Raw genomic sequence first — 10,759 nt, 5'->3', positions numbered from 1 at the left:
GGTGCGGCCTGGACGGACGGTGCGGCCTGGACGGACGGTGCGGCCTGGACGGACGGTGCGGCCTGGACGGACGGTGCCGAGCGCGGCGAGTGGACGGACGGTGGCCAGGGGCGGCGCGAGGACGAGCGGGCGTCGCACGATGCTCCGGGCCGGCGGTCCCGGGACGGCGAGTGGGGCGTCGCGGGCGGTCACGGGGAGTGGGGCGGGTCGGTCGAGCCGGTGGCGGGTGCGCGGGGCGGCTCCGGCCTGTACTCGGACGACACCGTGGGCTGGGGCGACCAGGCCGCGTGGAGCACCCCGGCGGGCGGCCACCCGACCGCGGCCGCCCGGCGTAACTGGGGCGACGAGACGGCGTGGGGCGACCGGGCCGCGTGGGGCGACCGCGACGCCACGGACGACGCGACCGGCTGGGGCGACCCGTCGGCCTGGACCGGCGGCCCGGACCGGGCGTCGCGCGGCCGCCAGGACGAGTGGGACGAGGAGACCGGCTGGGCGAACCAGGCGGCGTGGGGCGGCGACGGCGGCTGGGACCCCCGCATCGGCCGGTCGGGCCGGGACGACGGGCGGGGCAGCGCGTACGTCTCGGCGGAGGGCACCTACGGCGCCGAGGACACGGGCCAGCGGGCCGCGTTCTCGGAGGCCGACCGCGAGCAGGCGGCCCGCGACCACGCGGCGCGGGGCGAGGCGTACCAGGCGGGGCAGCACGGCGCCGAGCCCTACCGCGGCGAGCACCACCACGGCGACTCGGACGTCCGGCTCCGCGACGGCGAGGCCGCCGAGCGCGCGTACAATCGCGACGCCACGGGCGGACCCCGCCACGCCAGGCCGATCGGCGGCCGCCGCCGCGCGGACGAGACGACCGACAACGTGTCGACGGGTCACTTCACCGCGGGCCGCCACGCGGAACGCCCGTGGCGGACGGACGACGACCTGGCCCGCCAGCGTACGGGCGGCATCAATCAGGGCCGCTTCGCCTGACCCTCACCGAAGCCCGCCCCCGCCGAAGCCCGCTCTACCGAAGCTCGCCCACCGAGGCTCGCCCTCGCCGAAGCTCGCCCTCGCCGAAGCTTGCCCCCGCCGAGGCCCGACCCGACCCTCACCGAGGCCCGTCCCACGCCGAGGCGTTGGACGAACCGGTCCGTTCGCGCACCCCGCCGACCTGCTCCGGGGCCCCGGACGCAGGTCGGTGCCGTGGCAGCCGACCGGGACCGCGAGGCCGGCGACGCGGCCGGGTCGCCCGGATCGGGGCCGGCCCATGATCCATGGAGACTTCCGGCTGTCATGGCGACCGGAACTCTCCATGGATCATGGGTAGGGCGGCATGCGAAAGCGCCGCCACTCGACCTGGAGGGCGGCGCTTTTCGCGGGCAAGAATGCGGTCAGGCGGAGGTCAGGCCGCTGAGCTTCTTGGTGATGGCCGACTTGCGGTTGGCGGCCTGGTTCTTGTGGATCACGCCCTTGCTGGCGGCCTTGTCCAGCTTCCGGGAAGCGTCATGCAGCAGCGCGGTGGCCGTGTCGGTGTCACCGGCGGCGGTCGCCTCGTGGAACTTGCGGATCGCCGTCTTCAGCGACGACTTGACCGACTTGTTGCGCAGGCGGCGCTTCTCGTTCTGCCGGTTGCGCTTGATCTGGGACTTGATGTTCGCCACGCGACAGCCTCGTCTGCTAGCTCGTAATCGGGTTTCTTGGCGCAAGCAACAGGGACGCGTCACCGTGCGCGAAAAATCAGGCTACCAGGTCCCACCCCGGCCAGCCAAAACGACCCCGAGTGGGGAAGGTGGGCCGCTACAGGGCGCTGCCCTTCTTGTACTGGTCCCAGGGGAGCTCCCAGTCGGTCCAGCCGTCGCCGTACTTCACGCGCGCCTCGGTGTTCTTCACGATCACCGGGTCGCCGATGTGGGTGATGCCGTAGAGCCACTGGGCCAGCTCCAGCGAGATGTTCACGCAGCCGTGGGAGACGTTGCGCTTGCCCTGGTCCTTGACCGACCAGGGGGCGGCGTGGATGTACTGGCCGCTCCACGTGATGCGCTGCGGGAACTGGACCTTCGTGCGGTAGCCCTCGCCGGAGTCGACCGGGACGCCGTACGTCGACGAGTCGAACCACTCCCACTCGTTCTTGACCATCACGATGAAGTTGCCGCTGTCCGACGGGCTGCTCGCCTTGCCCAGGGAGACGGGCATCGTCTTGAGCAGGACGCCGTCCTCGGTCACCGTCATCTGCTTGGTCGCGTTGTCGACCTCCATGATGAGCCGCTTGCCCACGGAGGCGTCGACGGTGAGGTCCTTCTCGCCGTACCACTTGCCGCCGAAGGAGACGCCCCCGAGCGCGGCGCGCAGGGACAGCTTCGTGCCCGGCTGCCAGTACTCCTTCGGGCGGTAGTGGATCTCCTTGGAGCTGAACCAGTTCCAGGTGCCCTCCTGCGGCGGGTCGGAGGACATGAACAGGTGCTGCTGCACGTCGGCCCGCTTGTCCTTCGGGATGTCCACGCCGAAGGACAGGATCATCATCATGCCGACGCCGACGACCTGGTTGTCGCCGACCTGGCTGGTGACCCGCGACAGGCTCGCCGGCTTGGCCATCGTGGTGAACTTCACCTCGGTGGTGGCGCCGCCGGCGGTCACCGTCGCCGTGTACTCGGTGGCGTACTTGAGCTGCTTCGCCGGCAGCCAAGCCGTCGAGGGCGACGACGAAGGCGGGGCGGAGGACGAGGCCGAAGCGGGCGACGGGGCGCCCTCGACCGTGGCTCCGGAGGCGTCCTTCAGCGTCACCGTCGCGTCGGACTGTGCCGTGTAGACGATCTCCGTGGCCGTCGACACGTCCTTCGCCCCGTCGGCCGGGGCCGACACGACCGGCTTGGGACCCGCGGGGGAGGCCGCCGACCCGCCGGGGCCCTTCCAGGTGCTGCCATTGCCGCCGCCGCACGCGGAGAGCAGCAACGCACTCACCACGACGAGCGGGGTCCATCGTCGTCCACGCATGCCACCCAGTCTGCCCGCGGATTTCGCGAAGTGCAGCTCAAGGACAGTAAGCCGGCAGGCGCACGACGAACGTTGTGCCCGGTTTGTCCCCATGGTCGGTGACGGTGATCGTGCCACCGTGCCGTTCGATCACGGTACGGCTGATGGCCAGGCCCAGTCCGGTGCCCGGAACGCCCTGGTTTCGGATGTTCGAGCCGCGGAAGAAGCGCTCGAACAGCCGGGAACGCTCCCCGGCCGGGATGCCGACGCCGGTGTCCGTGACGCGCAGCGTGACGCCCGCCACGTCGCCGTCCAGCTCGATCTCGACCCGGCCGCCGGCCGGCGTGAACTTGACGGCGTTGGTGACCAGGTGGTCGACCACCTTGCGCAGCCGCGGCAGGTCGCCGGAGACCGGCGCCGGGCCGTCCGGCAGCCGGACCGCCACGTCGAGGTCCTTCTCCCGGGCCGCCTGCGCGTTCGCGGCCGCCACCTCGCGCACGACGGCCGCGAAGTCCAGCGGCCGCTCGACCATCGTCACGTAGCCGCTCTCCAGGCCGGCGAGGTCGAGCAGGTCGTCGATGATCGCGCGGAGGTTCTCGGCGTTGCGGGCGATCACCGCCAGGAACTGGCTGCGGGTCGCCTCGTCGGCGTCGTCGTGGAGGAGCAGCTCGGTGTACGAGGAGATGGAGGTCAGCGGGGTGCGCAGCTCGTGGCCGACCAGCGCGATGAACTCGTCCTTGGTCTTGGCGAGCTGCCTGGCCAGGTCCTCGGCCCGGCGGCGCTCCAGGAACTGCCCGACGTGCGCGGCGATGCCGGACAGCAGCGCGATGAGCGACTGCTCGGGCTCCTCGGCGGCGTCGCCGAAGAAGCTGATCGTGCCGGTGACGCCCGTGCCGTCGCGGATCGGCACGGCGAGGCCGACCCGCAGGCCGTGCTCGGCGAGCGACGGCAGGCGCAGCCGGGAGCCGACGACCGAGATGTCCGGGATCCAGGCAGGCTGGCCGGTCTCCCAGGCGATGCCGGAGACGCCCTTGCCCGGCGCGAGCGGCCCGGGCGGCGGGATCTCGTACCCCGACTGCGTCCACATCGCCGCGTTGCGCAGCACGTTGCCGACCTTGTCGACGATCCACAGCTCGCTGTGCGGCCACTGCAGCGTGCGGGCGACCGCCTCCAGCAGCTCCGGCCCGGCCTCCTCGATCGTGCTCGCCTGCTCCAGGATGCGGGAGACGGCCAGCTCGCACTCGATGACCCGCTGGGCCCGCCGCCGGTCGGTGACCTCGTGCAGCGCGGCGACCGCGCCGAGCCGGTTGCCGTCGGTGTCGCGGATCGGCTGCGCGTTGGCGGTGAACACCCGGCGCGGCCGGTCCGGCAGCTGCAGCACGAACTCGGCGTCGCGGACGTGCTCGCCGTGGAACGCCCGGGCCAGCGGCAGCTCGTCGGGCCAGTCCTCGCTGGTCGACAGGTCGGCGTCGAAGCCGGTGATCTCGCGCAGCGCGCGGTTGTACAGGATCGTGCGGCCGCGCTCGTCGCAGGCGACCACGCCGGCGTCGAGGTTGTCGAGCAGCGCGGCCAGGAAGTGCCGTTCGCGGGCCAGCTGCCGCTCGGCGGTGACCCGCTCGCTGATGTCGTAGATGAACGCGTGGGCGTGCCGGCCGAGCGGGCCGTCGACCACGTTGAGCGTGAGCTCGACCGGGAACTCCACGCCGGCCTTGTTGTTCGCCCACAGCTGCAGCCGTTGCCCGATGAGCTTCGGCAGCCCGCCCCGCGCGAGCCGGGCCAGGCCGGCGCGGTGGGCGGCGCGGAACCGCTCGGGGATGACCAGCTCGTCGACCTGCCGCCCGACCGCCTCCGCGGCGGACCAGCCGAAGGTGCGCTCGGCGGCCCGGTTCCACCGCGTGATCTCGCCGGTCAGCTCGATCGCCACGAACGCCTCGAGCGCGGTCTCCAGGACCGCGTCCGTCTCCGCCGCGGCCAGCGCGATGTCCTCGCGGATGATTTCGGCGGCGAGCATCACCTCGAGCAGCGCCGCGCACTCGCCCACGGCCGCGACGTCGTCGTCGGTCCAGTGCCGCGGCACCGAGTCGACGACGCAGACCGCACCGAGCGTGCGGCCCTCCCGGTCGTGGACCGGCTGGCCCAGGTAGGCGGTGACGCCGAGCCGCCGCACGGTGCCGAGGTCGCGCAGCATCGGGTCGGCCCGGGCGTCGCGGACCACCAGCGGGGCGGCCTCGCGCACCACGAACTGGCAGAACGAGCTCACGGCCGGCTCCGCCTGCACGCGGTCGAGCGCCGGCGGCAGCCCGTGCCGGCCGACGATGTGCATGCGCTCGTCGTCGACCAGCGTGAGCAGGCCGACGGGCGCCGCGGCGGCGCGGGCCGCCAGGCGGACCAGGCCGTCGACGGGCGCCGCCGACGTCGTCAGCAGCGTCTGTGCCCGCCGCAGGGAGGCGAGCCGTTCGGGCTCCGCCGACACATCGGTACCGAGTTGCGGCATGTCACCCCCAACCCGCAAGCACGTAGTGCTGATCGTACCCGCGAAAAGGGGCAAAACCCGGCTAAAGCCGCAGTTGCGTGGCGCGGGCCAGGGTCGACGCCGGCGACTCGCCCGCGGTCAGGTCGAGGTCGTCGGTCACCCGCCCGTCGGCGAGGCGCAGCAGCCGGTCGCACCGGGCGGCGATCTGCTGCTCGTGGGTGGCCAGCAGCACCGTCATGCCGCGCTCCTCCCGCAGGTCGAGCAGCAGGTCGAGGATCTGCCCGCCGGTCGCCGAGTCGAGGTTGCCGGTCGGCTCGTCGGCGAGCAGCAGCCGCGGCGCCCCGACGAGGGCGCGCGCGATCGCCACCCGCTGCTGCTGGCCGCCGGAGAGCTGGGACGGCAGCGCCCGCTCGCGGTCCGCCAGGCCGACCGCGTCGAGCAGCTCCCGCGCCCGCTGCCGCTTGTCGAAGCCGACCCGGAACGGCAGGACCGGGGCGATGACGTTGTCCAGGGCGGTCAGGGCCGGGAGGAGGTGGTACCGCTGGAAGACGAACCCCACCGTCCGCCGGTACTCGCTCAGGCGCCGCCGGCGCAGCGAGGTCACCTCGACGCCGTCGACGACGATCGTCCCCGCGTCGGCGGCCTCGATCGCGCCCACGAGGTGCAGCAGCGTCGACTTGCCGGAGCCGCTCGGCCCGGTGACCGCGGTGAGGCTGCCCGCGGCGATCTCCAGCGTCACGTCGTCGGCCGCCGTGATGGTGCCGAAGCGCTTGGCGAGCCCGCTGATGCTGACGGCGCCGGTGGTCATGGGCGGTCACTCCTCCGAGAGAGCGCGGGCGGTGGGCAGCAGGAGCGCGGGGACCAGCGCGGCGGCGGTGGCCAGCAGCGCCCCGGCCGCGACGGCGCCGGCCGCGGTGAGCAGCAGGCCGGTGGTCACCGCGCCGACCAGCCAGGCCGCGCCGCCGAGCCCCAGCCCGGCGCCGAGCAGCCCGCCGAGGACGCCGATGCCGAAGCCCTCCGCGGCGACGAGCCGGCCGAGCGCCCCGGCGGTCCAGCCGGTGGCGCGCAGCGTCGCCAGTTCCGCGGCCCGGTCCCGGATGTTGAGGTAGAGCACGTCGGCGACCGCGACGGCGCCCAGCAGTACCGTCGAGGCCACCGCGATCGTGTCCACCGTGCGGACCTGCAGCGACACCGCGTCGCCGAGCAGCGTGCCGACGATCGCGCCGTGGAACGCGAACGTGACCGCGCCCAGCAGGGTGGCCGCGCCGAGCCCGACGGCCAGGGCCCCGGCGCCGAGCAGCGTCCGCCCGGGCACCCGGACCAGGTTGGCCAGCCCGAGCGTCACCGGCCCGGACGCGCGCGTGGCGAACCGGGCGCGCGCGGCGCGGAAGCGCAGCCAGGCGGCGGGGAACCGGGACCGGGCCGCCCCCGCCGCCGGCCCGGCCCCGGCCAGCGCGGCGAGCGCGACCGCGACCGGCACCGCGAGCAGCGACCGGCCCCACGACACGCGCACGTCGAGCAGCGCGCCCAGCGGCGCGGCGAGCAGCAGCGTGCCGGCCCCGGCCACCAGCCCGATGAGCGTCACCTCGCCCAGCACCGCCCCGAAGATCCGCCGGGCCGGCCAGCCGAGCGCGCTCAGCGTGGCCAGCTCGGCGCGCCGGTCGCGGACCGCGGCGGCGACGGCGTTGCCGAGGAAGAGCGCGCACACGATCAGCACCAGCCCGAACAGCAGCGCGCTCTTGCGGTCGACCGCGCTGACGATGGCCGCGGCCACGCCCTTGCGCGTCCACAGCTCGCCGAGCCGCAGCGCGGGCCGGCCGTAGCGGCCGGCCGCCAGGTCGACGCCCTGCGGCGCGGCCGACGAGCCGTACGTGATGTCGACGTCCAGCCCGGTCGTGGCGGCGATCCGCTCGGCCACGACCCGGACCCGCTCGCGGGAGGTGGCGGTGAACCGCTCGACCCCGGCGACCCGGACCCGGATGGCGCTGATCGGCGCGTCCCGGTTCGGCGCGGTGGTGTGGGCGAGCAGCTCGGTCAGCGCGGGCAGGGTGGTGAGCAGGGCCGGGGGCGAGGCGAGGTACGCCGCCGGGTTGCCGCCCGGCCGCAGCGGCCGGCCGCCGAGCAGCGACCGGGTGGCCGGGTCGGCGCCGCCCGCCTCCGGGGCCTGGTACGTCTCCAGGCGGGCGGGGTCGAACGTCCCGACGACGGTCGTGGAGTGCAGCCGTCCGGGGCTGTCGAGCCAGCCGACCTGCCGGATCTCGCGGAAGGCGGTGTCGTCGATCTGCCACGGCACCGCGAGGCCCCGCACCTCCGTGCGCCAGGCCCCGGGGTCGGCCTCGGTCGTCTCGGGGCTCAGCGAGCCGTCCGCCCCGCTGCGGTACCGCACGCCGCCGACCTGCATGAACTGTTCGAGCGATGGCCCGCCGCCGAGCCGCAGCTGCAGGGCGAGCATGTCCCGGTAGACCTCCTCGGCCGCGAACGCCCGGGTCTCGACCAGCGGCTGCTTGAGGCCGTCGAGCGCGGCCAGCGCGTCCTGCACCGACGAGCCGGGCGGGGCGGCGGCGACCGGGACGCGTGAGATGGCGACCCGGGCCGCGTTGTCCGGGTACGCCCGGTCGGCCGCGATCACCGGCAGGCGGCCGGTGAACCGGTCCTCCGTGTAGTGCTCGGCGGGGCCGAGGTACCGCCCGGCGGTCAGCGCGCCGCCCAGCCCGACCAGCCGCTGCTCGGCCTCGGGGTCGACGGCCGCGACCAGCAGCGGGACGTGCCAGGCGAGCCGGACGACCACGCGGTCCGTGCGGACGCCGCCGGTGACCGGGTCGGCCGTCTCGAACGAGCCGTCGGGCGCCAGCCGGACGATCTGCAGGTCGGTGTACTGCCGGTCGGTGAGCAGGTCGGACATGACCGCGCCGGTGATCCAGGCGCAGACCGGCTGCCCGTCCTCGAGCACGGTCTCCTCGCCGCCGCACAGGTCCCTCCCGAGCCGCCGCTCGCCGCCGGTGAACGGGACCTCGCCCGGGCCGAAGCCGCCGATCGGCCACGAGACGGCGTGCTTGGTGACGTAGACGTACAGCGGGCGGCCGGTCGCGCTGCTCAGCCCCCGGTCGGCCAGGAACGTCCGGTCGAGCCGGAGCACCTGCCGGTCCAGCGAGCGGTCGACGAGGCCGGTGACGTCGACGTCGACCGCCATCGGGGCGTTGGCCCAGCCGGCCATGGCGATCGGCGCGGCCACGTCGATGCCCGGAACGGCCCGCACCTTCGCCAGGTCGCCCGGCGTCAGCCCGCCGTAGATCCCGGACAGCGCGTTGGGCTGCACCATCGCCCGCTCGTCCTCGGGCCCGGTCCGCGTGCCGTGCGGCCGGACCAGGATCTCGTACGTCGTGCGCGCGTTGCGGTCGACCTCGCCGGTGACCTCCAGCCGGGCCGTCGCGGTCGCCCCCGTCAGCACGGTGAAGCCGGTGGTCGCGGTGAGCACGCCCACCAGCAGCGCCACCGACCTCGCCGCGCGCCCCCGTAGCTGCGCCCAGATGAACGGGATCACGCGCATACTCTGTCGCAATGCATTGCGACAATGCAAGGGCCGGGTAGGCTCCACGCATGCCGATCCATCACGCGGTGCTGTCGCTGCTGTCGGACGGGCCCAGCTACGGCTACGAGCTCAAGGGCGCCTTCGAGTCCGCCGTCGGCCCGCAGTGGGGCCCGCTGAACATCGGCCACCTCTACCAGATCCTCGACCGGCTCTCCCGCGACGGCCTCGTGCAGTCGCAGCGTCAGTCGCAGGCGGTGAAGCCCGACCGGGTGATGTACGAGATCACCGGCGAGGGGCGGGCGGAGCTGGGCCGCTGGCTGGGCGAGGCGAGCCCGCGCAGCGGCGGGTTCCGCGACGACTTCTTCCTCAAGCTGACCGCGGCCGCCCGTTCCGCGGACCGGGAGGTGGTGCTGCGGGTGCTCGGCCACCAGCGCGCCCACCTCCTGCGGGAGCTGCGCAACCTCGACGGGCTGCGGCGCAAGGCCGACGACCCGGTGGTGCGGCTGCTGCTGTCGGCCGCCGTCCGGCACGTCGAGGCCGATCTGGCGTTCCTCGACGACGCCGACCGGGCGCTGCTGCAGACCGAGGGCGCGCTGACCCGCCCGCAGACGTCACGCCGGGGCGGGCTGTCCGCGACCGCCTGACGACAGCGACCCGGGGTCGAGGCCCGGCACCTCGTACTCCTCGCCGAGCAGCCTGGCGGCCGCCAGCCGGGCCAGCGCCGGCGCCGCCTGGATGCCCGCGCCGCCCTGCCCGGCGAACCAGAAGAAGCCCTCCTGCCGCGGATCCGGCCCGACGACCGGGTTGCGGTCGGGCGCGAACGTGCGCAGCCCGGCCCAGCTGGTGCGGACCGTCCGCAGGTCGAGCGTGGTCGCCGCGCGGACCCGCTCCAGGGCCAGCTCGACGTCGGCCGGCGCCGCGGCCGCGTCGACCGGCGGCGACGGCGTCTCGTCGGCGGGCGACACGAGCAGCCCGCCGCGCTCCGGCCGGAAGTAGAACGCGTCGCCCACGTCGAGCACGAGCGGCCAGCTCGGCAGCACGCCGGGCGCGCCGACGACCGCGACCGTGCGGCGCAGCGGGGTCAGCCCGGCGGGGGCGACCTCGAGCCGCCGGGCGACGGCGTCGGCCCAGGCGCCGGCCGCGTTGACGACCCGGCCGGCGAACAGCTCGCCGCGGTCGGTGGTCAGCCGCCAGCCGTCGCCGGTCCACTCGCCGGACTCCAGCCCGATCGCGGTCCGCAGGCGTACTCCCGCCGCGGCGGCGCGCGTGCGGTACAGCTCGAGCAGCCCGTCGACGTCGACGTCCTGGGCCGTGCGTTCGACCGCCGCCCGGGCGATCGCCTCCGGGCGCAGCGCCGGGCACAGGGTGCGGGCGCCGGCCGGGTCGACGCCGCGCACCGCCGGGTTGCCGGTGAGCAGGGCGTTGAGCAGGCCCAGCTGGTCCTCGCGGGCGATCCAGACCAGCGGGCGGGTCCGCAGCAGCGGCGTGCCGGACTCGGCGCCCATCGCGTCGAGGATCACGCGCGAGGCCCGGGTGAGCGCCCGGACCTCCGGCGAGCCGTAGCTCTCCAGGAGCGCGGCCACCGACCGGCCGGTGGTGTGGTAGCCGAACTGGTGCTCGCGTTCGAGCACGGTGAGGCGCAGCGGTTCCCGCTCGGACCGCTCCGCCAGCCGGCTGTCCAGCTCGGCGAGCTCCGCGGCGATGGACATGCCGGCCATGCCACCGCCGATGATCGCCACGTCTACCCGTTCGATACCGGACATTGTCGCAGGGCATGATTCGTTCGGGGCGGGGTACGC

The 10,759-nt window shown here is 74.7% G+C and carries 7 protein-coding genes and 1 pseudogene; 2 read left to right on the top strand and 6 right to left on the bottom strand.

Annotated features, from left to right (window positions below; genetic code table 11):
- Nucleotides 1–978: pseudogene (locus tag IEZ31_RS15845) on the top strand (hypothetical protein); the annotation flags it as partial.
- Nucleotides 979–1,379: 401 nt separating this feature from the next.
- On the opposite strand, the gene rpsT reads toward IEZ31_RS15845, so the two are convergent.
- From rpsT to IEZ31_RS15820, 5 genes are all read right to left on the bottom strand, one after another.
- Nucleotides 1,380–1,649 (bottom strand): 30S ribosomal protein S20, encoded by a 270-nt coding sequence (rpsT, locus tag IEZ31_RS15840; RefSeq protein WP_190250606.1) that lies wholly within the window; start codon nt 1,647–1,649, stop codon nt 1,380–1,382.
- Between the two features lie 136 nt (nt 1,650–1,785).
- Nucleotides 1,786–2,979, bottom strand: coding sequence for a L,D-transpeptidase (locus tag IEZ31_RS15835; protein ID WP_190250605.1), 1,194 nt, complete (start codon nt 2,977–2,979; stop codon nt 1,786–1,788).
- A 37-nt stretch (nt 2,980–3,016) separates the two neighbouring features.
- Nucleotides 3,017–5,452: a sensor histidine kinase gene (locus IEZ31_RS15830; protein WP_190250604.1), complete on the bottom strand. Its 2,436-nt coding sequence runs from the start codon at nt 5,450–5,452 to the stop codon at nt 3,017–3,019.
- Between the two features lie 61 nt (nt 5,453–5,513).
- Nucleotides 5,514–6,239 carry an ABC transporter ATP-binding protein gene (locus tag IEZ31_RS15825; protein WP_190250603.1) on the bottom strand — a complete coding sequence of 242 codons (726 nt, stop codon included), beginning with the start codon at nt 6,237–6,239 and terminating at the stop codon, nt 5,514–5,516.
- A gap of 6 nt (nt 6,240–6,245) precedes the next feature.
- Nucleotides 6,246–8,972, bottom strand: coding sequence for an FtsX-like permease family protein (locus IEZ31_RS15820; protein WP_190250602.1), 2,727 nt, complete (start codon nt 8,970–8,972; stop codon nt 6,246–6,248).
- A 56-nt stretch (nt 8,973–9,028) separates the two neighbouring features.
- On the opposite strand from IEZ31_RS15820, the gene IEZ31_RS15815 reads away from it, so the two are divergent.
- Nucleotides 9,029–9,604: a PadR family transcriptional regulator gene (locus tag IEZ31_RS15815; RefSeq protein WP_190250601.1), complete on the top strand. Its 576-nt coding sequence runs from the start codon at nt 9,029–9,031 to the stop codon at nt 9,602–9,604.
- Here the strand turns inward: IEZ31_RS15815 and IEZ31_RS15810 are convergent.
- Nucleotides 9,572–10,723, bottom strand: a complete 1,152-nt coding sequence (locus IEZ31_RS15810; RefSeq protein ID WP_190250600.1) for an NAD(P)/FAD-dependent oxidoreductase — start codon at nt 10,721–10,723, stop codon at nt 9,572–9,574. The genes IEZ31_RS15815 and IEZ31_RS15810 overlap by 33 nt on opposite strands.
- Nucleotides 10,724–10,759 lie beyond the last annotated feature (36 nt).

The organism is Dactylosporangium sucinum, from assembly GCF_014647515.1.
In the GTDB taxonomy this organism is placed as follows: Bacteria; Actinomycetota; Actinomycetes; order Mycobacteriales; family Micromonosporaceae; genus Dactylosporangium; species Dactylosporangium sucinum.
This window is presented reverse-complemented; position numbering and strand designations above follow the sequence as displayed.

Excerpts from the sequence above, each read along its gene's own strand:
- IEZ31_RS15835 (WP_190250605.1), bottom strand. The coding sequence starts at position 2,979 with ATGCGTGGACGACGATGGACCCCGCTCGTCGTGGTGAGTGCGTTGCTG.
- IEZ31_RS15830 (WP_190250604.1), bottom strand. The coding sequence starts at position 5,452 with ATGCCGCAACTCGGTACCGATGTGTCGGCGGAGCCCGAACGGCTCGCC.
- IEZ31_RS15825 (WP_190250603.1), bottom strand. The coding sequence starts at position 6,239 with ATGACCACCGGCGCCGTCAGCATCAGCGGGCTCGCCAAGCGCTTCGGC.
- IEZ31_RS15815 (WP_190250601.1), top strand. The coding sequence starts at position 9,029 with ATGCCGATCCATCACGCGGTGCTGTCGCTGCTGTCGGACGGGCCCAGC.
- IEZ31_RS15810 (WP_190250600.1), bottom strand. The coding sequence starts at position 10,723 with ATGTCCGGTATCGAACGGGTAGACGTGGCGATCATCGGCGGTGGCATG.